Consider the following 25,015-nt stretch of genomic DNA (forward strand, 5'->3'; position numbering starts at 1 on the left):
CCCCAATTGTCCGCAACCCGCGGAAAGGAGATTGGACATGTCCAAGCTGTCTCGCATCCCGTCCGCCCTCGACGACCCAAAACTGCTCGCGCTCGATTTTGCGCTGAGTTTTGACGTCAACGGCAACTACGTGTTTGACGATCTCGACGCCGATCCGATCGGCTTCATCGGGCTGAGGGCAGCTCAACCACGGTCGATAATTGACCCTAGCGCGCCCTGGGGTTTCTTCGCATCCGTCAACCGCAGCGAGCGTCCCTCCACCGTTGCGAACGATGACCAGGGCCCTGTCGTCGGGACGATCGGCAACCCAGCGCCAGCCGGCGCCCCTGAGCAGACGACGAACTTTGACACGCAGCCAAGTGGACTGCGGCGGTCGATCGCGCCGGCAACGGAGCCGATGTCGCAGACACCCGATACCGACACGGCGTCTCTAAACAGTGCTGCAGTCACGGCACTTGCGGCCGATCCGATCTTCGAGGCGCGCGTGGCCTCAAGCGCAGACGACGCGGAGGAGCGATCAACCGGTTCGGTGTCCCTGAACAGCAGTGACCTCGAATTGACCGTCGATGACGGCGTGGGCCAGACCGTCGGCATCCGCTTTACCGGCATTGACATCCCCAAGGGAGCAATCATCACCAACGCCTACATCCAGTTTACCGTCGATGAGGTGAGCACAGGGACGATTTCGCTCTTGATCCGCGGCCAGGACGTGGACGACGCTGCGGCCTTCACCACTGCGAAGTTCAACGTCACCTCTCGTCAGGCCACCGACGCATCGGTTGCGTGGGAACCGGTGGATTGGGCGACGCGCGGAGCGGCCGACCCTGCCCAACGCACCCCTGACCTCAGCGCAATCATCCAGGAAATCGTCAGCCGCGACGGCTGGGCAGCGCTCAACGACATGGTGTTCCTGATCACCGGTACCGGTACGCGTACCGCAAGAGCCTATGATGGCGGCCCGGCTGCCGCACCGCTCCTGCATGTCGAATATTCCGTGCCGCCGACCAGTGATCCGGTCGTCTTCAATACGCCTTCTGACGGCGATCCCAGCGCAAACCAGATCGCCGAGCTCGCGTCCGCCGGCACGGCCATCGGCGTCACCGCTTCGGCGGCCGATCCCGACGCCGGCGACACCGTCACCTACAGCATCGACGACGCACGCTTTACCATCGACGCAAATGGCGTCATCACCCGATCGGCCACAGGCACCCTGGATTTCGAAACTCAGACCTCGATCACGCTAACGGTCACGGCAACCTCATCCGACCAAAGCAGGGCCGTTCAGGCCTTTACGGTCAGCGTTCTCAACAGTCAGGAGCCAATCGCCTTTCGCAATCCGGCCGATAGCGATCCGACCGCCGACAGGATCGACCAGAATGCTGCCGCCGGCACCCGGATAGGCATCACTGCTTCGGCCAGTGATCCGGATGCTGGCTCGACCGTGACGTACAGCCTCGACGATCCGCGTTTTGTCATCGACGCAAACGGCGTCATCACACGCTCGGCAATCGGTACGCTCAATGCAGATACCGAGCCGACGATTACACTCCATGTAACGGCGACTTCGTCCGATGGCAGCACGGCCACCCGCGACTACTCCGTCATCAACAGTCCGCCTGCCACCAATAGCATGATCTTCGAGAAGAGAGTTATCGCCAGCCTCGATGATGTCGAGGAGGCTGCTTCGGGCTCAGTCTCGGCCAATAGCAGCGACCTGGAACTGACGGTCGACGGCGCCAAGGTCCAGACGGTCGGCATGCGCTTCACCGGCATCGACATCCCAAAGGGCGCGATCATCACAAACGCCTACATCCAGTTTACCGTGGACCAGGTGAGCACTGGAACTGTATCGCTTATGATCCGCGGCCAAGATGTGGACGATGCCGCCGCGTTTACCACCGCTCAGTTCAACGTGTCTTCCCGCTCGGCAACGGACGCATCGGTCGCATGGGCGCCAGCGGACTGGACAACCCGGGGAGCGGCAGGATTCGCGCAGCGAACGCCGGACCTGAAGGCGATCGTTCAGGAGATCATCGACCGCAACGGCTGGACGGCGCTCAACGACATGGTGCTCCTTGTAACAGGTACCGGCACGCGCACCGCAAGAGCATTTGATAGCAATGCCGCGGCAGCGCCGCTGCTGCACATTGAATACTACGTACCGCCGGCAAGCGCGCCCGTTGTCTTCAACACACCCTCCGATGCAGATCCCGGTGCGAACCAGATCGCGGAGCTGGCCATCGCGGGCACGGCCTTGGGCATTACCGCTTCGGCCAGCGATCCGGATGCCGGCTCGACCGTTACCTACAGCGTCGACGACCAACGCTTCTCTATTGGCTCGAATGGTGTGATTACCCGCTCCGGTGTCGGCACGCTCGACTTCGAAACCCAGGCCTCGATCACGCTGACTGTCACGGCAACCTCGGCCGATCGTAGCACCGCCACCCAGACCTACACTCTCGGCGTTCTCGACAGTGATGAGCCCGTCACCTTCAGAACGCCGGCCGACGCCGATACAGCCACCAACCGGATCGTCCAGAGTTCTCCCGCCGGCACCAGAGTTGGCATCACCGCCTCGGCAAGCGATCCCGATATAGGCTCCACTGTCACCTACAATCTAAGCGATAGCCGCTTTACCATCGATGCCAACGGCGTGATTACACGATCGGGTACTGGCACTCTCAATGCCCAGACCGAACCTTCGATCACCCTTCACGTAACGGCAACGTCCTTAGACGGTAGCACGGCCGAGCACGACTACATCGTCAGCGTCGCAGCCCAAGCGGGACCGCAGACCCTCTACCGCTTTGCGGTCTTCGGCGATTTCGGAGACACAAGCCTCAATGGAGAAAAGGCGGTCTCGGCTCTCATTCACAGCTGGAATGTCGACTTCGCCCTTACTGTCGGCGACAACGTCTACGCACCGCAAACCCTGGATGGGGCGGTAGGCCAGCAATATCACGACTACATCGGCAACTATCAGGGGGCCTATGGCGCCGGCAGCGCCGTCAACCGCTTCTTCCCCGTACTCGGCAACCACGAATATGGCGAGAACAATGTCACCAACTACCTGAATTATTTCACTCTGCCCGACAACGAACGCTACTACGATTTTCAGATCGGGCCGGTGCATTTCTTTGCCCTCAACAGCAACAAGGAGGATCCAGACGGCCGTAGTTCGACGTCGGTCCAGGGCCAGTGGATGCACACAACGCTCGACGCGTCGAACGCAAGCTTCAACGTCGCCTACTTCCACCACACGGCCTACAATCCGAGCGGCAGCACCAGCACGATGCGCTGGCCCTTCGAACCCTGGGGTGTGAACGCGGTTTTCGCTGGGCACCAGCACAACTACTACCGCGAAAACCGAGACGATAACGGCGACGGGCTCCAACTTCCCTACACCACCACGGGCATTGGCGGTGCGGGGCGCGACGTCCCCAATGTCGGCGCCAGCCTCGTAACAATCACCGATCAGGGAATGTTGATCGAGTTTTACAACGTGACCAGTTTCAACGGCACCACCGTCACCAGCTCTTTGACGGATACCTACTTCATCGCGACGCCTGCAGGCCGTGCCCCGACAATCTCAAACGGAGGCTATGTGCTGAACGGCACGACAGCTGCCGACTATCTCTGGGGGCTCGGAAGCAATGCAACATTAACGGGCGGGCGCGGCAACGACACGCTCGTCGGCGGCAAGAACAGCAATCTCTTTGTCTTCCAGGCTGGTGACGGCAACGACACGATCGTCAATTTCCGCGCCGGCGCCAGCACGGGGGATGCACTCGATCTGCGTGCTTACGGCATCGATAGCGCCAATGAGTTCCGGCAAGTGGCGTCGAACCAGGGCGCGAACGTGGTGGCCAATCTCAGCGGCACAGACCACCTGACATTGCTCGGCGTGCATGCCGAACAACTCCACGACGACAACTTCGTCCGCGCAAGCCTGCTTGTCTGAAGGGACTTGGTCTGCCGCTTTTGAGCATGAGATATGATGAAACGAAAGAAGCCGGCATTTCCGCCGGCTTCGTCAACACTTAAGGATCACCGCGTGATCCCAAGACACCTGACTTGCGTCAGTGCGGTTTATTTCTTGCGCTTCTCAAAATCCAGGCCGGCGACTTTTTTCAGTTGGCCGCGTGACCCGTAGTGGGCATGTTTCTTGTCTCCCCATCCCTTTCCCGAGTGCGCTTTTTGTTTAGGGCGCGATCCACAGGATTTGGCAATCGCTCGTGAGCTCAAGCTTGTACCGAGCAACAACGTAATGGCGGGCGGAGTTATCGAAGCAAATTTTCCTGCTTTTAAGAGAAAATCTCGACGCGCCTCGGATTCAGCGCTAAGTTCTTCTTGTATTTTTTTCACATCATGCTGAGAACTTATAGACATGACACTCTCCGATGACGCGACTTAAGATTGTTTCTGGATTTTAACACCTTGAATGAAGCAAGGCAATCAACAACTTTCATCAATATATACATACTTCATACCTTAGAGCGAATATTTCTGTTTAAGAGAACGATCGCGATCCGGCGAGCGAGATAGGCCGGATCGTGCCGCGCCAGGTCTCGCACGCGTGAAAACCGTCTTGCGCCCCAGACCACGTTGCCAGCCAGTCGCAACGGCGCGCCCAAGATCGGGTGACGCGAGGCAAACACGCGTCTCCAATGCTGAAACCGGATCGTTGGGCGCTCTGCGCACTCGCGCGGAATGCTCGTCCCGAAGAAGCGATACAGGGCCAGCAACTGCGTATCGACCGCATTGCGTACACTTTTGTCCACCACGGTCGCTCGAAGTCCAGCCCAGTCGAGAGGTTCGCTTTCGGCAAGCTGGGCCAGGTCGTACATGTGCCTGAGGTCTATTCGTCCTCGCCAGTAGTCACCTTCCTTGAGCTGGTCATGCACGATCCAGTGCAGGGCGCGAGACTGAGCCGGAGGGATCTTCACCAGCAGATCGTTCTGCCGGACGAGCTTGGGACGCGAAAAGCCATCGGTACGATGCGCGCGCAGCTCCAGCACGCCGACGTCCTGATCGCGCGCCAGGCCGCGGCCATGGGACAGGGGGACGTAACCCAGGACTTCGAGACAGGTTTGAGCCAATGCTTCGTCGCGCGCCGTGACGGCCAGATCGATGTCGCTCGTTATCCGGTCCGGAATTGCTTGGGAGAGAAACAGCGGCACTGCACCCTTCAATAAAACCGGAGCAATGCCAACTGCGTTCAGAGCTGCAACGGCTTCATGCAATTGCCTTCGCAAGCGTTGGTTGCGCTCTCGATTGCAGTCGCGAATGAACTGAAGATAGTCACGCACATCTCCCGGCACGCGTTCCAAGAGACCTGCCCGTTCAAATGACGCGAACAAGGCCGGCGTAAGCAGGGTCTGGTTCGCCAGCGCGATCATTCCCTTCCAGTCCGGCGGCTCCTCCAACCGACCGCACAGGCCAGCGATCAACGCGTCGAGCGAGTTCGCGACAGGTATCATTCGCAGGCTCGCTCGACCAGCCCGACCGCGTCGTCGAGCCCTGAATAGGTCAGGCGGTAAGCTCTCACCGACGCTATGACGCGGGCCAGGACGTCGAAGCCGGTGTCGCCGAGTTCACCGCTCGGCGCGAATGCGCCGCCAACCAGGCCCCTCAGAACATCCACCGGGTCGATCGGATCCAGGCCGGGATGGGCAGCGCGATCTCGTTGGAGCAGAATGACCCAACCCACAGGCCAAGACTCCGTTGTGACCGCGGCGGACGCTTTTGGCGCAAGATAGCGTACACGCCGGTTGTCCGGGCGGCGGAACGTTGGCGTGGTGTCGAGGTCGGGGAAGTAATCCGCCAACAGCGGCCAGGCACCCGACTTGACGGCCGGTGCGAATGGAAGCCCGACACAGCATCCATCAGCATTCAACAGCGCGACATCGTCCGACGCGAAGCCGAACCCGGCATGAACCAACGCAAGCGTCAATGTTGTCTTGCCCGCCCCCGGCTCGCCGCACAGCAGAACAAGGCGCCCGTTCTTTAAAAGAGCGGCCGCGTGGAGAGCCAGTTCATAGGTGGCGGCCCTGAGGACATCACTCAGCATTTCCCCCTTCAAGATCGTCGCCATCTCGTTGGGAGCCGACGCCACGATCCACTCGCCATTGCGAAACAGGTGCAGCCGGCCAGCATAGGCCGCCAACTGGAATACGACGTCGGTATCGCCCTCGCCGACTTCGAGGTGCCTGAATATGGTCATCGTCGGAAGAGCGTGGACTTTTGGATAGAGGATGCGCATGCGGCGGCCGGCGACGCTTAGCATCTGGCTCACATACCCCTGTGCCGCAACGTCGTGCGGCGAGATATGGGGCCGGATCAGCCCGAGACGCTGCCAATCCTCCAGCGCTGCCTTGACCTGCCCGTGCGCATCCCGGGTGCCGATGCGGTCACGCGCAATACCACGCGCGACGGATTCGGCAGGCAGTCCCTCCTCCAACAACCGCCAGATATCGGCGGCCGTATCGTTCAGGGCGAAGATCGCGTGCTGCGACGCACTGAACAGGACATTCTGCCCCCTGATACGCACGAGCCGCGCCTGGGTAACGAAGCGCGCCGACGCACCCTCGCCTGGCGCTCGCAAATGGGCCTGCATCGGCTTCCGTCCCCCCCCCTCAACCCGCGGTACTGGCGGCCACCTACCCTCACTCGGCCGGCGACCCGGCCAATTCGGCAAACACCTTCGGATCACGCACGATCCGCCAACGCAACCAGAGCCCCGTGGCAAACGAGGTCAGGATCGAGGCCAGCACGAGGGCCGTGAACATCCGTCCGTCGATGATGCCAGCGGCATGCGCCACACTGGCCAGCACGATGCCTGGCCCGCCGCGGGTGTTCATGGAGACGCCGTAGTCGAATGCTCTCACCCAGTCGCAGTCGGCGGCTCTCGCGGCAAGCGTGCAACTCAACAGCTTGATAGCCGTGCTCATGCCTATGAACAGAACAGTCAGACCGGCATCGAACTCCTGCGCCAAATTTAGCCTTTGCCCGACAAGCGCGAAATAGATCGGGACGAAAAACCAGATCGCGATGTCGGCGATGTGTTGCTTGACGGGAGCAAGGTGCCGCGAGGGAAACCGAGCCATAACAAGGCCCGCGACAAGCGCTGCGAAAACGATGTTCACATTCAACAGGCTCGCCACAGCGACGAAGATCAGGCACAGCAACATGGTGTAACCGGTGAAAGGCGCCTCGCTGAATTTGCCGAGTATCCATCGGCGGAGTGCTCTTACGGCTGCGGGTGCGAAGAAGAGAGAGGCGAGCACGAAACCGAGCGTAATGGCGACCACGCGCCCGATTCCGAGCGCATTCGCCGCCTCACCATGCTGGACTGCGGTAGCGACAGCAAGGATCGTCCAGAGGATGAGATCCTGGATCGTGGCGGCACCAATAACGTTGCGTGCGAAAGGCGTTCCCATCACGCCGAGATCAAGGAATATGCGCGAAATGACCGGGATCGACGTGACGGCGGCAGCTATGCCCATAACCAATTTAAAGGCGAAGGGATCGCCAAGCTGGGTATCTGCAAAAAGCGAGGCGCTCGCATAACCGAACGTGAACGGGATCATCAGCGCGCCGACCACCAGCGCGACAACAATCCGGCCAGCGCCCCCAACTCCCTCTGCGTGAACCTTGAAACCTGCCGTGAACATTAGAAGGACAAGGCCGAACCAATAGAACGCGGTCAGCAGAGCGGCCTGCGCTGGGAAAGCCACAAACAGCGATTTGTGTGCTTCGGGCGAAATCGCGCCGAGCAGCGATGGGCCAAGGACGATGCCGCCGGCTATCTCGCCGATGACCCGCGGCATCTTCAGCCGCTCAAACAGATGACCTCCGGCAAGAGCTGCAACGAGCAGCAACACCAGGGACAGGAAGAAACGAGCAGTTTCGGAATCGCTCACAACGCGTCCTCGAATATCGGCGCGACCGGACGGTCAACAATACAGCTGCGGGTGTCACGCACGACCGTCGATCCTTGTGTAGGTGGCGACGACACGGGCAGCCAATTCATCGAGCGAATGGAGTTCCGTATCGAGAACGAAGTCTGGGTTTTCCGGCGGCCGGTAGATACTATTGTAGCCGATGAGGGTATCGATCTCGCCGCGCATCGCCTTGCCGTAGAGCCCTTTCGGGTCTCTCTCTGCGCAGCCTTGGATGGAGCAGGCAACATAGCCCGTCGTCAGGTTTCTGACATTCTTGCGCACGTATTCGCGTGCATCCTCACCCGCTGTGAGCGCCGCGACAACCACATTCAGGCCGGCCTCGGCCGCTTTGTTCGCCAGATGCGCAAGAACCGAAACCACAAGGAGCCGGCTTTCTGCACCGAAACCAAGCTGAGCGCCAAAGAAGCCGCGCACCTCATCACCATCGAAGAGAATGGCGGGAATCCCGGCCCTCCTCAGATCGGCAACCACGCGTGTTGCCAGCGTGGTCTTGCCGGACGAAGTTGGTCCAAGCAACCATAGGACCGTTCCGGCCTGCGGAAGCGCGCGCACGTGCCGGTTTTCGGGCTGTAGATGCGTCCTTGTCTGCACAATCTATCCTCCCCATCCTCGCACTATTCCTGGAACAGCGCGTGTTTCATCATCAGCTCTGCCCGAACGACATCCTGCACCTCGGAACGCATCATCCAGTTCGGCAATGCTTCGCCTGCCTTCAACGCGCGCCGGATTTCAGTACCGCTGATGGGGCTGGCTGTTCTGCAGGCGCTCAAGTCGACATAGCGTTCGGATTGGGTGTCATAACCAATGGCATCGAAGAAGATCGGTTCGATGCCGATATCACCGAGCTCGTCGAAAAGTTCGCGACCGGCATTTACTCCGTAAAAGTCACCAACGCCGGAGTGATCGCGCCCGACAATGATGTGACTGCAGCCCATATTCTTGCGGCATAGCGCCGTGAATACGGCCTCGCGGGGACCAGCAAATCGTGGATAGGTGATGAAGCTTGACAGCACCACTTTGCCCGCTGGGTAAATGCCGTAGTCCAGCATGGCCTGATAGCCGTCGAGGATCAGGTGCGGCAGGAAGTCTCCACGCTTGGTAGGTCCGACAATGGGGTTGATCAACAGGCCGTCGGCATAAGTGCGCTCCAGGGCCTCGAGCTGAATCATCTCGTGACCGCGGTGAACGAGGTTGCGGCCGTGGAATGCGACCACCCGGTTCCAGCCCTTGTGAGCAAAAACTGTCCGCAATTGCGACGGGGTCAGGTCATAACGCCGGCAGGGCAATTGCAGCGGCTGCACGAGCGTGACGTGGCCAGCGAGAAAATGCCCCCCGCGCGCGCGTACGCGGGCGACGCCGGGATGCTCGCTTGAGTCCGTGCCGAACCATTTGCGCGCGAGACGATCAGGTTGGAATTCGTAGGTTTCGGATACATCAAGTACGGAATGTGGCGATCCGCCTTGCGTGGATAGCAGGATGCGGTCGCCCTTGGCGTAGCGGGTCGCTGTTTCTTTCGGCACGGCCAGCAGAACCGGCATTGTCCAGATTGGCCCGCCAGGCAGCCGCTTTTTTTCGAGCACGCTCTCCAGGCAGGCTTTTTCCATGAAACCGCGAATTGGTGAGAAGGTGCCGCGGGCAATTTGCTCTACGTCGGTCAACTCTTCATCAGCGACCGTGATCACCGGCAAATGCTTGATGTCGCGGATTTCGGCCGAACCTACCGCCTGACAGACGAGGCGCCCGCCATGGGGTTCCACTCCCGGAGTGAGCGCCGAAGGGCGCACGCGGATGGGCCGCCCGCTATTGTTAGCGTTCCGCAGGAATTGCTGGGCGACCTTTGCCACCATCCGCGCACAATTGACTGGATACTGGCCGATCGCAGTCTCTGCCGCCAGAACAAGACCATCGGCGCCATCGGCCAACGTGTTGTAGATATCGTTGACTTCGGCGCGTGTGGGAGTGGGCGCGCTGGTCATCGACTCGAGCAGATTCGTTGCGACATAGGCCTTGGCGCCATGCGCCTTCGCCTGACTGATGATCATCTTCTGTATGGCCGGGATCTGTTCGATCGGAACTTCGCGCGAAAGGTCGCCGCGGTCGATGAGGATCGCCTGAGACCTTTCGGCGATGGCTGCCAGATGACGCAGTCCACTGAGGCACTCAATCTTCGATATGATCGTCGCGTCGCTGCCGGCATGGGAGCGGATGACATCCACGTCGGAGGCACGATGGGCGAAGGAAAGCGCAAAGTGGCGAATGCCCATTCGCCGGCCGATGGCAATCGCGGCGATGTCCTTCTCCGTGAGCGGCGGCATCTCGATGGTACGCTGCACCGTCACGGCCTTGTTCTGCCCTATCTCTCCGCCGTTCAGAACCCGAAGAACAACCTCGCCGTCGCCTTTCTCGACAACCTGAGACAGGACCGCATTGAAATCGATGCTGACGAAGTCGCCGACTTCGAGCTTGCTGACGATGTATGCCGGGTAGAGACTGATGGCGGACTGGTCACCCGCGACTGGTCGGGCATGCGCAGTCAGAAACCGATTTTCTCGCACGGTCACCTTGCCATCGGCAAATGGCCCTGTGCGGACCTGGGCGCCTTCTGTGTCCAGGCAAAGCGGAACGGATGTACGCTGCTTGATGAAGCCGACAATGCGCTCGATATCTTCGACCTTCGTGTGCGACAGGTTGAGACGCAGGAGCGATGTGCCTGTCCGCTCCAACCAATGGATCACCCTGTCGTTGAGCGACGCCGGACCCAGAGTGCACAGCAGTTCGACTTGTCTTGCTTTCATGGCTTTCACCTCAGATCGGGTTCAATGCTCTTCAAGATCATGAGCGCGTTTGTCAGAGGCCCTGCCCGGCACAACTCGCGCATTCGGTTTGAAGACGTCACAGTTCGTCATTGAAAAATCGGGGAACTTGCGGATGTGCGGTGATCCATTGTCGGCGGGACTTGTTCCAATAGTTGCGGGCGTCATTGCCCGTCAGCAAATCAAATCCTGCGGGTGGAAGCGGCAGCTCCGGTGGCATCGCTTCATCTGGGAGCCACAAAAGCATATTGCCTTGGCTTTCAGACACTCTTTGCCAGGTTCGTTCCAAACGCCGAAAACCTCGCATCTTTGGCGAAGAAAACGCGAATACCGAGTTCGTAATTTTCAGCTGTGGGGATACGTCGGAGGCTTTGATTGGCGCTTGGTGGACTAAGTCGCCTTTGGCAAGGTAAGCCTGCATGCGGATCAGTGATCGATCTATCGTCACGAGCTCTTTGCTGCCATCGCGATCATTCGATGCCGGGTCGAGGCTTACGCCCGAAAAGCAGCCGTCGAACAGGCAATCTTGAATGGCACCGCCGAGGAGGTAGTCATCTTCCACCGCATCGTCCCTGATCTCGCTCAGCCAGCAGCTCTTGAGCAGAAAGCCGTTTGCTTGGTCTGTCAGGCGAATGCCATCCCAACAACGTCGCGCCCGCAGGCCCTCGATTGTCGGCCGCGTCGTCCCGTTTTTGACGAGCAGGCCAGCACTGTTGCAGTAGGTGTGCGCCCAGTCCGTATCAAGCGGCACTTCGCCGTTGATGCGCCCACCGACGAAATGAACCTCGGGGCAATCGCGAAGGACGACGGGATAGGGATTGACCGGCTGCATACCGATATCGCATCCAAGGATCGCATTCGGAGCCGTGTTCCGGCTGTTGGCGACAGTGAAAAAAGCCCGCGTAGCATCAACCGTGGTTTCGGGCGGAAGGTTGCGCAACATCTTCTGCGCGTAGCCGAATTCGCCTCTTAACACGACGCGTGTACCGTGCAGATCGTCTTCGTCGCGTGGTGCCTGCCGGTCGTCGGTCACGCCAGAACCGGTCAACAGTGCGAGGGCGGGACCGACACCAGCAAGGCGCATGAAAGATCGACGATCGAGTTTCACGTTCAATGGCCTCCGGGTTCGATAGCATTATGCCTACGCTGGCAGGCCAGAAGCACCGCTTGCAACGTCTTGTCCGCTACCTCGTCCGGTGAAGCAGAAGCGGTCATGTCCACGACTGCAAGCATCGGCGTGCCGCGCGCTGCGGTCTGTGTCTTCCAAAGGTCGGCTGCAATCGTACAATAGGCGCGTTCCGCCTTGGTCCAGAGCGACAGTTCGCCCGTTGAAGGCTCGCGTTGCAGCCTGGAGGCGCGATCATCCCTGCCTCGGATCCGATTGCGCGCAAGATCGGTACTACCGCGCAAGTCGACGAAGACGATGTCGTCCAGTCCAATGGCGGACATGATATCCAGCCAGTGCTCTGAAGTTCCCCTATGTCGGCTCTTCAGCAGGACAGACCAGAAGCCTTGCAGCAGTCCCTGGTCAAGGACTGTGAAGTCGGTTTCCTTCGATCGCTCTTCGACAAGGTAAGCGGCAACCGACCACAGATACCAAATCCAGCGCATCAGGTCCGCAGGCGCCTCCTGACCATCCTCGGCGACAAACCTTGCCGTTCGCAATGCGATCGAGCGGAAGTCATGATTGCGCAACCTTGGCAGGACAAGCCTCAGCCTGTTCAGCTGACGCGTGACCAAAGGTTTGTCTTCCCACGTCACCCTTTTTTCATCGACGAGTGAACCGGTACGCCGCAGCCTTTCAGCCAACAGGCGCGAAGCGGTTGTCTTCCCGATTCCCGGAAGACCGAAGAACTCGATGAAACGAATACCCGCTGGAAGCGGGCGGGCGCCGATGCCTTGGGGTTCCGCCCCCGCCATGGCGCGCAGCCGCAGCGACCCCGCAGGATCCCTATCCAAGGCGGCGACCCTCATGTGCCAAAGCCTGCGCAGCCTGTGGGATCGCCTCGCGGTAAGTCAGGCGCTCACCTGTCTCTGGCGCCGGCGATCGCCGCATGCTGCGATAGGCGATCAGCAGCGCGAGCGGGATCCAGAAGAACGGCGCCGTCGATGGGCCGAAGGAGTCGCTCATCTGGTTAGCCACAAGATAGTTCCAAACACAAACTGCGGATCCAAGCAGCATGGCATTGGTGCTGGTCGCGTACTTGCTCTTGCCTTCGCCTATCACCGTGGGGACAACAGCACCGGCAAGGACAACAACGACCAGCAACACCATGATGGTGATCAGCCCGAGTCCGGGGACACCCAGGGTGCGAAAATATTCGATGAACAGGTTATGGCTGTGGGGCGCGATATCGCCGATTGGCTGGCCCGCGCCGACGCCCGTGAACGGATGCGCAAGACCCAGATCAATCGAGATGGACCACAGCCGCTCGCGCGAGATCATCGAATGCGCCTCGCCGCCGGACAATTGGGTCATCAGAAGTCGGTGCGCGCGCGGATTGAGGGATTGCAGGATGAACAGTGCTGTCTGGAGCACCAAAGGCGCCGCGACCACTCCAGCGATGACCGTCAACGGGCGCTGTCTCCTGACCACGAGATAGGTGGCATACAAGGCGAAGAAGAGCCCGAGGCCACTGACGCCGACGACGAAATTGGTCTTGGAACCGGACTTCACCAGGCCCAGGAGTACCGCAACCAGACAGCCGGCGAGCAACATTCGGTGTTTGCGCGCGCTAACCAGTCGGGCGGCAATCAGCGGCAGGCCAGCCGAAAGCGCTATTCCCAACTGATTTGCGTGCTTGAAATAGCCTTCTGCCCTATCCGCGAACTTGGCGCCGCCGAGCCCCGCGATAACGATGCAAGCTGTTGCGACGCTCATGATGATCATCGCCGAAACCAGCCGTTCGATCAGAACTCCGCCGTTCGGCCTGACAGAGATCGCAGCGATCGCAGGGATCGTGGCAAAACCGAAGATCTGCGCGAAGATCGCCCGCATTGTCCGCATCGGATTGTCGGCGTGGAGCATCGACAAAAGGGACAAAATGATGATCAGGCCGGCTGTCATAAGCAATGCCGTTGCCAAGGTCGCCTCAGTTCGGTGGATGCGTTTTCCGAGCGCGCCATAGGATGCTATGCCGACCACGGCGCAAGACAGAGCCAACAGGAAGGAAAGCGAACCATCCGTCCCGGCAATCCGTGTGGCGCCCGGAAACCAGATCGACGCAATCAGCAGCAGAAGGGAGAGTTGAAGCAAAGTTCACCTGAACGATGCAAGGGTACGATGCGGGTCAACCGATATGGTGGCGGGTTCGCTTTGAGTTCCGGGAGGGGATCCGTCTCAGATAGCAGACTTTCGAAACAGCCGATGTCCAGCAGTAGACTGGAACTAATTGTCGTTTTGATCGCTATTGGAAAATCTGAATACGCTACCGCACTGCAGGTGAGTATCCCCCGCATGTCTGGTACGTTTTCGCTTTCGGCGCCGGCAGGGCAACTTTATCGCCAATGGCGCAGCTGCTGATTGTCTGGACGCTCAGAATAGGCGGAAGCCTTTACTTATGCAAGAGAAGTGCGCGCGGAACTGCTTCACAGATTGAAACGCACGATGCATCGATCTTAGTCTCATCAGCGATGGCGTCGATTGGCGTCGTCTGCTGGAAGGTGATCGGGGAACAGATCGTTTATCTTGTATGCAACTTCGGTCCTATTCGTAGCCTTGATCTTTTTCATGATGTTGCGGACATGAACCTTGACTGTGCTCTCCCGAAGGTTGAGTTCATAGGCAATGATCTTGTTGGCCTTTCCGCGCCTTAGGGCTTCAGCCACTTCGGCCTGGCGGGCAGTGAACATGCTGGCAAACGGCCGCGCGACTGTGTTGCCCGTCTCCAGCAACTGCCGCACCGCAAATACGCTGCTGGCGGGAACGAAGATGCCACCCGCCAAGGCAAGGTAGACGGCCTCTATGCATACGTCGATGTTGACGGAGGAAGGAATGTATCCTTTCGCCCCACATTCGAGCGCCTTCATGATCTGACCAAGCTCGTCCGTGTCGGCCAAGACAATGACTGGCGCGGGGTCGAATTCCGACGACAACCTACGAATCTCTTCGGCGACGGTGTGTTCCGAGATCTTCCTGCTCCCGATATTTAACAGGATCGCGGACAGTCGCGGTTGTTGACTGTGTTGCTGTCTCCATTCCTCGATTGAACCAAGGGCCAGCACACGCATGTCCGACTTTTGTGCGACGATACTCTTCGCCAGGCATTGCCGGTCAAGCGCGCGCCCGTCGATAATAACGAGCAAGTGCTCCTGTTGTGTTGACGGCTCTGGCGGATTGACGGTTTCGAAGTGTTCGCTGGCCAATGAGTGTGTGGTATCGCGAGCGATTTGCTTTCCGTTCGATGCCTTTAAGATCATAACTTCGATGCTCCCCGATCCGAAAATATTGAGACCACGCGCGGCAATGCATCCCTCACGCCACACTACTCGGTCATACGATATACTTCGGAAACTACTTAGAGAGCATACTGGTGCATTAACTTGACTGCGGCTCTCCTCTGTCGCGAAACACGCATACTCTACACTAAGCAACAGATTTCACCCTACTACAAAGGTCTCCTCTGGAATATGATCAAATTGGACCCTTGCGAATGAAAAAGGAAGTACGCCATCCGAGTATGTTCCGATGATATAGGTATCAAATATCCCACCTAGGTGGTATGCGTCGATATAGCCAATTGGTGGTGGAAGATGTGTTCATCTCAATGGCGCGCATTGCCTTTCGTTGCGAATTTAACCTGCGGCACGACGTTCCCAACGGCGTGATATTTGGCATATTGTGAGTTTTTCTTGGGATTTTCGCGCAGTGCAGACTCTATGCCACGTTTTTGAAATGGCTCACGCTTTCACTCTTCACCTATGCCGCGGTCGCCTTCGTCATCGGGCGCGGATTTCCGCGCGGCTGACGATGTCCACCAATTCGCTGAGGGCGTTCTGGGCCTGGAATGATGCCCAGGTCTTCCACGTGTTCCTGGACGACGAGGTCGTGCCATGAGCCTTTCCCAGCACGCGTCATCACGGGCAGCCCCACAAAAGCGCGGCCAGCACTTTACGGGCTCGACAACCTCGCCTTGGCTGCTGGAGTTCCGTTGAGATTTGTTCCTGAGGCTTAGAGGTGCGCTGGCCCTTTGGAACGCGTAGCGCGGGCGAGGGAACATAAAAGCCAGCCGCGCATTGTTAAAAGAACAACTTAGCTATTCAGAAAGGCAGTTTTTCCGATGCCTTCCACCCTCAAGAAGGAAGCGCAAACTCAGCCGCTGGAGAGTCAGGTCGTTGAACTCATTCCGGCGTTGCGAGCGTTTGCACGCACATTTGTCACCTCCAACTTCGAGGCGGACGATCTCCTGCAGGAAACGCTTTTCCGCGCGCTGCGCGGTATCGATGGTTTCGAGCCCGGCACAAACTTGAAGTCGTGGCTCTTTACCATCATGCACAATACGTTCCGAACACAGTACAAATTGCGGCGGCGTGAAGCGCCAGGCGTCATCGATTGCGCCGAGTTGCCGATACCCATGGCGCCACCGCAGGAGTGGTGTGTGCTAAACTGCGAATTGCGCACTGCGCTGGAAACGCTGGCCCCCGTGCATCGGGAGGTCCTGGTCCTCGTCGCCGGCTATGGCCTGAGCTACAAGGAGGCCGCCGATATCTGCGACTGCGCCGTTGGAACCATCAAGAGCCGGCTCAGTCGAGCTCGTGACGAGCTCGCCTACCGCATGAACGGCGTGCCGGTTGAATGAACCGGCACGTTCGGATCACTGCATGAAGGTCAAATAGAACGCACCGACGATCGCCAGGACGAAAAGAACGACGAAAGATCGTTTCGCGACACGAGCGGTATATTGGCTACGAAGTGCGCGGCGAGCGGCATCAATGCGGGCAAGCCGCGCCTGGCTCGTTAGGCCTGCCGCAGCGTCTTCGTCGTCTGCCGTCGCCTGCTTATCGCTGACGACTTCCTCAAGCAGATGCAACCTGCGCCTGTATTCCGCGCCGCTTTTGCCTTGGCGTTCAATCTGGGCGAGATTGTCGCCGAGGTCCGCCCGCTTCACCTCAAGGGTAAGCCGGTTGGCGGCGGCACGGATCGTCAACGCATCCTTCGTTTCTCCGGGCCGTTGCGTCAGGCATTCGACGGCGGCAACGACCTCGGGCGAAAAGCCGGAATCCAGCAGCCTTTCAGCTGTCCATCCCGGCGACTTTTCCAGGACATCGTGCAGAAAGGCAACGGTTTTGGCCTTGTCGCCCTGAACGGCATCGGCAACGCGTTGACAATGCCGTATGTAGGGTTCGCCCGCCTTGTCGCGCTGGCCGGCATGAGCGTGAACGGCGACTTCTCGCGCCCAAGCATGCTCCTCGGGCGCGGACAGCAGGACTGGGGAGCGCCATAGTGAGCGCCGATCACGGGTGTCACCCATCGTTATGGTCTTTGGTTGTGAGCGCCGCCAGGGGCGGTTACACCTTTGAGGCCAATGCCCGCCAAAGCAGGATCTCGTCGTGCCGCATCTGCCAGCGAAACGATGCCAACGAGGCGCTTGTTGCGATCGACAACCGGCAGGCGGCGCACCTGCTCGTCGCCCATGTTGCGGGCAACCTCGGACACGTCTTCGTCGTCAAAGCAGTACTTGACGTCTGCAGTCATGATATCGCCGACGCGGGTCTTGTCGTCGCGACCGTCTGCGACACAGCGTACGACAATATCGCGGTCGGTGATCATGCCGACCAGGCGATCGTTATCGCCGACCGGCAGGAAGCCGATATCGTTTGCGGCCATCTCCCGCGCCACCGTTGAGATCGTATCGTCAGGGCTGGCGACGTGAACGTCCCTTGTCATAATGTCAGCAATTCGCATGAGAGTTCTCCTTCCACGTTCAGGATTCATCGGCGGGGCGACCGGCCTTTCCGTGCGGAGCCGTCGACGGCGCAACAATTGTTCCGGTATCGTCGTCGGCGTCTTGCGTGGGATGGGGACGCTCACGTTCAGCTAGTTCCCGGCTCGCCTGTTCCCAATGTCGCTCGTCCTGACCCTCGGGCCGTCCTTCGCTTTCCCATATCGCATAGGCACGCCGGCGAATGAGTTCATCCCTGTCGTCCATGGCACTGACCTCCTCAAGTGTTGCTCTGCAAACTCTGAAAACCTGGATTTGTTCCGTTTCCGTCTCGGCCGATTTCCGCACCGACAAGGGTTCTGTGACAATGCCGGAATCCGTCCATCACGCGCCAGGTGAGGCACGCATGCCGATCCCGCATTGTCTTGGAAGCAGTGCTCCGATCGTCGGCGGTGCCCCCCGTCTGACGACGAACGAGCAGGATCGGCGGATCTGTCCGATACCCTCGAAAGCGCCGCCCGCAACGATCCTCGAAATCGTCTCGGAACCATGCGGGAAAACGCCGGTTCTTCATGGAAACGAGGAGAGCGAAATGAGCCCGAGCCCATATAGACCCGGCCAGCAGCCGCCCCCAGTACCAGAGCCGAACCGGACACCGCGCCCGATCGAGGAACCAGAACCCGAAGATCTGCCGGATGAAAAGCGAACGCCCAACCCGGACGAAGTCCGTGAACCACCCATTCACACCCACCCCATCATTTGGGTAACCGGGTATGGTCGCTCTCAGTTCGGCCCGTATGCGCCTTCGCTGTAAATGATCGTCATCAACTCATGTAGCCACGTATCGAGCGGCTGTGCCCTCTCTCTCGTGGCAGCCAAGACAATCGCACGTTCGAGTGTGCGCTCGACGAGAAAATCCGCCGCCTTGACGCTCGACATCAGCACCCTGGCCCGGAGTCGCAGGCCAGGAACGAGATCTGTAACGAGTTGATCGGATAGGCCACCGTAGATTGGGGCAAGGGTCGACACATTCAGGAGGTGTTGCTCAAAAACGGCGCTCACCAGGTCTGAGGAGCCCGCGCATTTGCTAAGACGTGCCGCCGACCTGAACCGCTCAGGAACGCTCAAATCATCGTAGCCGCTGAAGAAGATCAAGGGCACCGAACGGCGTGCGAGTTCGTCCGCTACGGGAAAGACCAACTCTCCATTCAGGTTGATGTCGAGGATGGCAACCTGAATATCGTCCACCGTCGACAGGCTCTTCAAGGTTTCTTGCACTGTGGGTGTGGGGCCAACGATGGTCGCCCCGGCCCGCTCGAGCCACAGGGCGATGTCATTTGCGACGTAGAACTCATCCTCCGCCACCAGCACCCGCAAATGCTGCAGGCCCGGCATCATTGTTCGTCCTCGGTCTTTCTGTCCACCTCAGTCCTTCTGGCGCTGGGCGCGGTTGCGGCTCGCCGGGAATCGAGAGCCCTCTGCAGCCTGTTGGCGAGTATCAACAGCCCGTCCGGGACATCATCCACGCGTCCCACGTCCGGCTCGACCGCACGAGGAGCCGAAGTGCCCATCAGCAAGCTAACGTTTTCATCATCTGTCTTCTTGCCCGAAGCCATTCCTTCTACCTTTGTCGTTCCTACAGTCCCTGTGTCGCGCATGCGTGTCGCCACTGGTGGCGAAACCGTACGAAGGATACGCCCCACAGAAGTGGAAGCCAAGCTTCGCGGCTGCGAGCATGTCTGCATGATGCCCGGTGGGGCGCGCATGCCAGTCACCTCAGTGCCGTGTGTTGCTCTTCGGGACAAATTTGGCGCGTTCCACGGCTGCTTCCAATGGCATGCGCATGGCGGCGACATAGTCATCGGTCAACTCCAGCAACGCGATCGCGATTTCGTCCCACGACCAACCGGCACGTTCGGCAAATTCCGTCAGGAGCCGAAATTGATCGCTCATTGCCAACTGACACTCGAAGCCACGTTCGGCACCGGCGTCGACATTCGTTTCGATCGTTTTCACCATCGTTCCTCCTGTTCGACAATAAACTCGGAGGACGACCGCGGGTTCCGGCTAATGACATCGTCACCGCACCCTTGCGACCGACCGAAGACGCTCGCCCACCCGCGCCGCTCCGCCCGGTGCTGTTTGCGGCATTTCGGAACCATTCCCGCTTTCGTCGGTTAGTCCCCGCAAGTCAGGAGGCTTGATCATGAAGAAAATCATCCTAGCAAGTGTATTCGCGGGTCTGTCCTTCGGCGGTATCGCCGTGGCGCAGACGACCGTGGTCGTGCCCGGTGAAGTCAAAACATACGTCCTCGAGCAGAGCAGCCCTTCCGTAGTCTATCAGGGTGACCTCGTGGTCGGAACACGCCTTCCCGACACCGTCGAGATCCATACGATCCCGGATCAGCCTACCTATGGCTACGTCGTCCTTAACGACCGGAGAGTGCTCATCAATCCGCAGACCCGCGAGGTCATCGAGGTCCTGCAATGATTAGCAACCAAGGGCATGAATAGCGGAAGGACCGTAAGATGCTTGGAACCGTACTGCTGATCATCCTGATCCTGCTGCTGGTCGGCGCATTTCCCGCATGGCCCCATTCTTCGAGTTGGGGCTACGGGCCGTCCGGAATCCTGGGCGTTCTGGTCGTCGTCCTGTTGGTCCTCTTGTTGATGGGGCGGATCTGATTGGAGCTAGGCCAGAGTGCATCATCGGCTGAGCCCGACCTTGTCTACGTTTCAGACAAGGAACCGGGCTACAGCCGGTCGCGCACGGCGAACGGCTTTTGTTATCGACGTCCGAACGGCGCGCCCCTGAAGAACCCCAGCATCATTGCGCGTATCGAAGCGCTTGGATTACCGCCAGCCTACGACCGTGTCTGGATCTGCATGAATAAGAACGGTCACCTTCAGGCGACCGGCTATGATGCGCGCGGCCGTAAGCAATATCGCTATCACGATGCCTGGCAGAAATTGCGAAGCCGCGCCAAGTACGACCAACTTCCTGCCTTTGCCAACGCGCTCCCGCGGATGCGACGAACCGTCCGCAAACAGATGAATGGGCCGATTGACGACCCGACCACAATTCTTGCGGTACTGACTGCCTTGCTCGACCAAGCGCCTCTTCGCATCGGGAATTCGAGCTACGTGGAACAGAACGGCAGCTACGGCGCCGTTACCCTTCTCAAGCGACATCTCAGGATCCGCGACGGGCGCATCGAACTGAACTTCAAGGGAAAGGGTGGGCAGCGGGTCCGGAGGCGCCTGCGCAATCCCCGACTACAGCGGATTCTGGAGGAGATTGCCGAGCTTCCTGGGCGGCAGCTCTTCGTGTCAGTGGGGCCCGATGGCAAGGCTAAACCTATCGAGTCCGGGCGTTTCAATCGTTACCTTGCCGATATTTCCGGTGCCCCGATCTCCGCCAAGACGTTCAGAACCTGGGCGGGAAGCGTTGCTGCCTTTACTGTCGCGCGACAAGCCCTGCAGGAGGGCCGGCACCCAACAGTCAAGCAAATGTGCGAGGCGGCGGCGGAAGTCCTCCACAACACGCCTGCCGTTTGTCGCAAGAGCTATGTCCATCCGGCCGTTCTCGCTCTTTCAAATCCGGGAGAAACAATCCCGCGTGGAAGCAGCAAGGGGAAGTCGGCCAACGGCCTTCGAACGGAGGAAGCCCAGTTTGCCCGGTTTCTAACACGGCGCGGGCGGAAGAAGTCTCGATAGATCCGACGAGGCCACGCACCGGCGTCGCCTCGTCGGTGCTCCCCTCCTCAAAAACTGTTTCGATCGGGCGTCCATGATCCGGAGGCTGTGAAGCTCATTTCCGGTTAGCAACGACGATCAATTGCAGCATTGCGGCCGCACGTTAACCCAGCGAAATCACATGCCGGGAACCAATTGCGTGCTAGTCGGTTCGGCTGCCGGAGGAGTGCACGATGATGGGCAAAGAAGCGCCGACGCTCGATGCTGGACGACGCAACCAGCCTTATCTCGATGCAGATGCGGATGCACATCGGCTCGAAGACCAATTGGTAATGCTGCGACAAATGACGAAAGGGCTCGAACACGAGATCGACGCAATCCTTGCGGATGCGAGCGAGGTCGTTCGCGCGGCGCCCGGCGTCAACCGCGCCAAGGTGATCAAAGCGCTCGTTGCCGACAATCGGAAGAAGCTTCTCCGCCTGCAATCCTACCTGGTGATGCTGGAGGAACGTGTGAGCCGCGAGGCGATCAGTTCCGATTGATCGCTTGGTTGCGACAGCCCTTGTTGCCGAAGGCACTCGCCTCTCGGAGGTGGAAAATGCCTAGCTTGTTGCGTTTTCTTTTTTGGCACCTGTCGTCCGGTTTCCTGCTGGGCGCAATGACCGCTCTGGTGATCGTTGCCCAGAACCCCCAGGCACTTGGACACAACGGCTCAATCGAACCCGTCGCCCTTTTCATGCAGATCTTCGCCTTCGGCGCTTCATTCGCCATGGGCAGTCTCGGCACGGCGCTGATGGGAAAGATCGACTGACCAACCTCAACCGACCGCCTCTCGCCACCGCCCTGATGATGCGACAGCGTCGACCAGCTTCTTCCGTCGTGCTCGAAGGTTTCTACAGGGAACAAAAAGCCGTTTGGAGCACTTGGGCGCAGTTACGCAATGCCCCACGGGTCGGCGTGGGCTGCAAGGCGAATACCGACGTCATAGGGCATCAGGAGATCTGAGATGGCACAGGACCAGCCCGCTTCCTATGGGAGCAAACCGACTGCACCTGCAAAACGAGGACGCGCGAAGATCATCAATCCGTCGGAAGCCGTCTACTCCGGGCATTACGACCTCGCGGAATTCATTGCTAAATACGGTTTGACGCCCTTGGTTGCGCGCGAGATTTTCGGTCTTGTCGGGCCAGCGCGCCGTGACCTGGACAAATACATGAACGAACGTCGCCAGCACCTAGCAGGATGACTGCGCGAACCGCTGTGCCGCTATGACCCATCGGTCGGGCGTGGCTCCGCGGCAGTCTGGTATGGCTCCAGGAAACGATCCGCCTGTCCCGCCAGCCGCCACCGGAGCACTCCGTCACCGCAGATGACGTCCACCGTCGCGCTCAGCGCTTGCGCCACGCTGCGCCTCAGCACGACGGCTCCGAACCCGGAGTGCGGAAAACTCGGACCTTTGTTTCCCGGTGCGACCCGCTCTTCCCATGTGATCGAGAAACCTCGGATTGGGCCCCGTTGGGCAAGCGCCCATTGCACGGAGATCGCTCCGGTTCGATTTTTCAGGACGCCGCTGCGCAGCGAATTCAAAGCCAGCTCGTGGATCGCCATGCCGAGGTTCTCGATCGCGACTGGTACCAACGCAAGCGACGGCCCTGCAATCTCATAGGTATCACCCGGTTGAAAGGGCGCCATCTGTGTCTCGACGAGATTACCGAGATCGGCCCCCTTCCAGTCGGCCGACGCAATCAAATCGTGAGAGGCCGCCAATGCCCAGATGCGCTCTTCGAGACGTTTTTGGAAAGTGGCGGCATTGGATGTCTCGCTGCGGCTCTGCCTGATCATTGCAAGGATGATTGCGTACTGGTTCCGAACTCGGTGGTTGACCTCACGCAGAAGAAGGCGAATGCGCCGTTCCTTTTCTTTGGTCGACGTAATGTCGCGGGCAACCACCGACGCACCCACGATCTTGCCCACGCCGTTTCGAATAGGCGAGACCGTCAGCGAAACGGTAACGTAGCTTCCAGCCTTGCGTTGGCGTACCGTCTCGAACGGCTCGATCCGCTCCCCTCGCCTTAAGCGGTCGTGTAGTTTCACTTCTTCTTCGTGAAGATGCGGCGGGATAATGGTGAGGATGGATTGCCCCATCATTTCGTCTGCCATGTAGCCGAAGAGCCGCTCCGCGGCTCCGTTCCAAGTACGGACAGTGCCATCCAGATCCTTACTGACGATGGCATCGAAAGACGATACCACGATCGCAGCGAAACGCGCGCGAAGGACGTCGTCGGCGACTGCGTCCTCATCGAACGGGCGTGACGGCATCGGTTCTGCTCGCTTCCCACCGGGCATTCATGTGCGGTTTCGTGTTACCTGGCCCAACTAGTACGTTCGACATTCGAAAATGTTCCGCTGCGCGGCAATTCGAACTGCTTTCATGGGGGACTTGGGCCGCGTCAGCGCGAGGTCCGGTCATTTATCGGCGTGCGCGTTTCGGTGCCTCCTTCGGAGAAATAGCACAATTCGTCCTGGATCGCCGGACGGAGCCATCTATATCGATCTTTCCGCCCTTGTGCGACGGCGCATCGCGTCTTGGTTCATTACGACCATGCGCGGTCTCGCGTTGCTCGTTCGACTGCCACGTTGGTCGCAGACTTGGCGCTCTGCCCTTGATCAGACGCCTTGGACTTGCTTTGGCCAGTTGAGTGGCTTCACCCTTTTGGGAGGCTGCACGATGCCAGCCTTGGTTGCCGATTTCTGACTTTGGGCTGCCGTTCCACCTTGATCCTGGATTTGGCTCTCGGCGGTTCCGGCTTTCTTTCGCTCAATCTTTTGTCGGCCTGGCAAGAACCAATTCGGCCTTCGCGAGTTGGGGTGGCGTCTGTAAATTGAGGAGGATCCTAGAATGGACTGGAACCGTATCGAAGGAAATTGGAAGCAGGTCAAAGGCAAAATCAAGGAGCAATGGGGCAAGCTCACCGACGATGATCTGGATCAGATCGCTGGTAACCGCGAGCAACTCGAAGGCCGAATTCAGGAGCTTTACGGGATCGAACGGGACCGGGTTCGCCGCGAAGTTGATGACTGGTACGGTCGTCAAACCTGGTAGTTCGAGGTGGAGGCGATATGGCCGCCCCGGCCAAAAGGATAGCCGGGCGCGGCCCTCATTTTCCCTATCCCCGGGGTCTTTTCCAATTGACTAACTCCTGCCGTGGGCTTCGATGCGCTTCGCGAATTGTCAGTTCTGCGGCGTCGCAAGCGCCAAATATGTCTGTCGTCAGTCCGTTCAATGCCATTCCGGGTTGGGCTCGTTTAGGTGTAATTCTACTTGGCACAAGCTTGAGTGTGAGATTATGTTAATGCAACTATCGCGTCATACCCTCAGCGGCCGCAGACGTGGCTCCAAAGTGGGAGATGACATGATGTCACCATCCTGGGGCATTGCACCAATGATGAAGAGCCTTTATTCGTCTTCTTTCAGAGAGTTAGGTCTCGTTTCGCACAAATCGAATATTTGGCCCGACTTAAAGTACTAGATTCATAACTCGATGTGGCGGGACCGATAGAAAGTTTATATTTGGTATGATTATCTTTTTGCGGCCGGAAACGGGTGAAAATGAGCGAAATCCGTTCGCTTGAACGCGCGGACATCCCAGCGATCGCAGGC

The 25,015-nt window shown here is 59.1% G+C and carries 27 protein-coding genes; 10 read left to right on the forward strand and 17 right to left on the reverse strand.

All coding sequences use genetic code 11. The features are described from left to right. Positions 1-37: 37 nt before the first annotated feature. The gene (locus tag ACTJKM_RS22100; RefSeq protein WP_440660898.1) at positions 38-3,961 is read left to right on the forward strand and encodes a metallophosphoesterase; all 3,924 of its coding nucleotides are present in this window, start codon (positions 38-40) and stop codon (positions 3,959-3,961) included. A gap of 128 nt (positions 3,962-4,089) precedes the next feature. On the opposite strand, the gene ACTJKM_RS22105 is transcribed toward ACTJKM_RS22100, so the two are convergent. The 9 genes from ACTJKM_RS22105 to ACTJKM_RS22145 form a co-directional block, all read right to left on the reverse strand. After that, complete coding sequence (locus ACTJKM_RS22105) at positions 4,090-4,389, reverse strand: hypothetical protein (protein WP_162764614.1); 300 nt, start codon at positions 4,387-4,389, stop codon at positions 4,090-4,092. A 95-nt stretch (positions 4,390-4,484) separates the two neighbouring features. Further along, the gene (locus ACTJKM_RS22110; RefSeq protein WP_440660900.1) at positions 4,485-5,480 is read right to left on the reverse strand and encodes a nucleotidyltransferase family protein; all 996 of its coding nucleotides are present in this window, start codon (positions 5,478-5,480) and stop codon (positions 4,485-4,487) included. Next, positions 5,477-6,616 carry a PqqD family peptide modification chaperone gene (locus ACTJKM_RS22115; RefSeq protein WP_440660901.1) on the reverse strand — a complete coding sequence of 380 codons (1,140 nt, stop codon included), beginning with the start codon at positions 6,614-6,616 and terminating at the stop codon, positions 5,477-5,479. The genes ACTJKM_RS22110 and ACTJKM_RS22115 overlap by 4 nt, the downstream gene beginning before the upstream one ends. A gap of 49 nt (positions 6,617-6,665) precedes the next feature. Beyond that, on the reverse strand, positions 6,666-7,829 hold the full coding sequence (locus ACTJKM_RS22120) for a cation:proton antiporter (RefSeq protein ID WP_440660903.1): 1,164 nt from the start codon (positions 7,827-7,829) through the stop codon (positions 6,666-6,668). Between the two features lie 147 nt (positions 7,830-7,976). After that, positions 7,977-8,555, reverse strand: a complete 579-nt coding sequence (locus ACTJKM_RS22125; protein WP_440660905.1) for an adenylyl-sulfate kinase — start codon at positions 8,553-8,555, stop codon at positions 7,977-7,979. 23 nt (positions 8,556-8,578) lie between these two features. Beyond that, the gene (locus ACTJKM_RS22130) at positions 8,579-10,759 is read right to left on the reverse strand and encodes a pyruvate kinase (protein ID WP_440660906.1); all 2,181 of its coding nucleotides are present in this window, start codon (positions 10,757-10,759) and stop codon (positions 8,579-8,581) included. A gap of 97 nt (positions 10,760-10,856) precedes the next feature. Beyond that, positions 10,857-11,885 carry a hypothetical protein gene (locus ACTJKM_RS22135; protein ID WP_440660908.1) on the reverse strand — a complete coding sequence of 343 codons (1,029 nt, stop codon included), beginning with the start codon at positions 11,883-11,885 and terminating at the stop codon, positions 10,857-10,859. A 2-nt stretch (positions 11,886-11,887) separates the two neighbouring features. Then, complete coding sequence (locus tag ACTJKM_RS22140) at positions 11,888-12,751, reverse strand: AAA family ATPase (protein ID WP_113511778.1); 864 nt, start codon at positions 12,749-12,751, stop codon at positions 11,888-11,890. Beyond that, a complete protein-coding gene (locus ACTJKM_RS22145; protein WP_440637885.1) occupies positions 12,729-13,667 on the reverse strand; it encodes an O-antigen ligase family protein in 939 nt (312 codons plus the stop codon). Before ACTJKM_RS22145 ends, ACTJKM_RS22140 begins: the two co-directional genes overlap by 23 nt. Between ACTJKM_RS22145 and ACTJKM_RS22150 the strand changes: the two genes are divergently transcribed. Then, on the forward strand, positions 13,657-13,905 hold the full coding sequence (locus ACTJKM_RS22150; protein WP_197423497.1) for a hypothetical protein: 249 nt from the start codon (positions 13,657-13,659) through the stop codon (positions 13,903-13,905). The two genes, ACTJKM_RS22145 and ACTJKM_RS22150, sit on opposite strands and share 11 nt — an antisense overlap. 499 nt (positions 13,906-14,404) lie before the next feature. Here ACTJKM_RS22150 and ACTJKM_RS22155 read toward each other — a convergent pair whose 3' ends face one another. Then, the gene (locus tag ACTJKM_RS22155) at positions 14,405-15,196 is read right to left on the reverse strand and encodes a LuxR C-terminal-related transcriptional regulator (RefSeq protein WP_440660909.1); all 792 of its coding nucleotides are present in this window, start codon (positions 15,194-15,196) and stop codon (positions 14,405-14,407) included. Between the two features lie 860 nt (positions 15,197-16,056). Here ACTJKM_RS22155 and ACTJKM_RS22160 point away from each other — a divergent pair. Then, positions 16,057-16,575 (forward strand): sigma-70 family RNA polymerase sigma factor, encoded by a 519-nt coding sequence (locus ACTJKM_RS22160; RefSeq protein WP_058328526.1) that lies wholly within the window; start codon positions 16,057-16,059, stop codon positions 16,573-16,575. Positions 16,576-16,590: 15 nt separating this feature from the next. On the opposite strand, the gene ACTJKM_RS22165 is transcribed toward ACTJKM_RS22160, so the two are convergent. From ACTJKM_RS22165 to ACTJKM_RS22185, 5 genes are all read right to left on the reverse strand, one after another. Beyond that, complete coding sequence (locus ACTJKM_RS22165; RefSeq protein WP_440660911.1) at positions 16,591-17,247, reverse strand: HD domain-containing protein; 657 nt, start codon at positions 17,245-17,247, stop codon at positions 16,591-16,593. A gap of 2 nt (positions 17,248-17,249) precedes the next feature. Further along, entirely contained in the window at positions 17,250-17,681 is a 432-nt protein-coding gene (locus ACTJKM_RS22170; RefSeq protein WP_058328527.1) for a CBS domain-containing protein, read from the reverse strand. Positions 17,682-17,700: 19 nt separating this feature from the next. Further along, entirely contained in the window at positions 17,701-17,925 is a 225-nt protein-coding gene (locus ACTJKM_RS22175; RefSeq protein ID WP_082663634.1) for a DUF2934 domain-containing protein, read from the reverse strand. Positions 17,926-18,441: 516 nt separating this feature from the next. After that, positions 18,442-19,056 carry a response regulator gene (locus ACTJKM_RS22180; RefSeq protein ID WP_440660913.1) on the reverse strand — a complete coding sequence of 205 codons (615 nt, stop codon included), beginning with the start codon at positions 19,054-19,056 and terminating at the stop codon, positions 18,442-18,444. A gap of 378 nt (positions 19,057-19,434) precedes the next feature. Further along, positions 19,435-19,677: a hypothetical protein gene (locus ACTJKM_RS22185; RefSeq protein ID WP_113511790.1), complete on the reverse strand. Its 243-nt coding sequence runs from the start codon at positions 19,675-19,677 to the stop codon at positions 19,435-19,437. A 187-nt stretch (positions 19,678-19,864) separates the two neighbouring features. Here ACTJKM_RS22185 and ACTJKM_RS22190 point away from each other — a divergent pair, with 187 nt between their 5' ends. The 6 genes from ACTJKM_RS22190 (at position 19,865) to ACTJKM_RS22215 (ending at position 22,600) form a co-directional block, all read left to right on the forward strand. Continuing rightward, positions 19,865-20,149 (forward strand): DUF1236 domain-containing protein, encoded by a 285-nt coding sequence (locus tag ACTJKM_RS22190; protein WP_058324721.1) that lies wholly within the window; start codon positions 19,865-19,867, stop codon positions 20,147-20,149. A gap of 38 nt (positions 20,150-20,187) precedes the next feature. Then, positions 20,188-20,343 carry a DUF3309 family protein gene (locus ACTJKM_RS22195; RefSeq protein ID WP_440660914.1) on the forward strand — a complete coding sequence of 52 codons (156 nt, stop codon included), beginning with the start codon at positions 20,188-20,190 and terminating at the stop codon, positions 20,341-20,343. Further along, positions 20,344-21,375, forward strand: a complete 1,032-nt coding sequence (locus tag ACTJKM_RS22200; RefSeq protein ID WP_440660915.1) for a DNA topoisomerase IB — start codon at positions 20,344-20,346, stop codon at positions 21,373-21,375. A 212-nt stretch (positions 21,376-21,587) separates the two neighbouring features. After that, positions 21,588-21,896 (forward strand): hypothetical protein, encoded by a 309-nt coding sequence (locus tag ACTJKM_RS22205; RefSeq protein WP_058328531.1) that lies wholly within the window; start codon positions 21,588-21,590, stop codon positions 21,894-21,896. Between the two features lie 56 nt (positions 21,897-21,952). Then, positions 21,953-22,165 carry a hypothetical protein gene (locus ACTJKM_RS22210; protein WP_156436948.1) on the forward strand — a complete coding sequence of 71 codons (213 nt, stop codon included), beginning with the start codon at positions 21,953-21,955 and terminating at the stop codon, positions 22,163-22,165. 195 nt (positions 22,166-22,360) lie between these two features. Beyond that, positions 22,361-22,600 carry a hypothetical protein gene (locus ACTJKM_RS22215; RefSeq protein ID WP_440660917.1) on the forward strand — a complete coding sequence of 80 codons (240 nt, stop codon included), beginning with the start codon at positions 22,361-22,363 and terminating at the stop codon, positions 22,598-22,600. 20 nt (positions 22,601-22,620) lie between these two features. Here the strand turns inward: ACTJKM_RS22215 and ACTJKM_RS22220 are convergent, their stop codons facing one another. Next, complete coding sequence (locus ACTJKM_RS22220; RefSeq protein ID WP_440660918.1) at positions 22,621-23,673, reverse strand: PAS domain S-box protein; 1,053 nt, start codon at positions 23,671-23,673, stop codon at positions 22,621-22,623. A 580-nt stretch (positions 23,674-24,253) separates the two neighbouring features. On the opposite strand from ACTJKM_RS22220, the gene ACTJKM_RS22225 reads away from it, so the two are divergent. Further along, positions 24,254-24,457, forward strand: coding sequence for a CsbD family protein (locus ACTJKM_RS22225; protein WP_057252190.1), 204 nt, complete (start codon positions 24,254-24,256; stop codon positions 24,455-24,457). Between the two features lie 368 nt (positions 24,458-24,825). Here the strand turns inward: ACTJKM_RS22225 and ACTJKM_RS22230 are convergent. Further along, on the reverse strand, positions 24,826-25,015 hold a 190-nt coding region (locus tag ACTJKM_RS22230), incomplete at its 5' end, for a hypothetical protein (protein WP_440660919.1).

Source organism: Ensifer sp. 22460, from assembly GCF_052044935.1.
In the GTDB taxonomy this organism is placed as follows: Bacteria; Pseudomonadota; Alphaproteobacteria; order Rhizobiales; family Rhizobiaceae; genus Ensifer.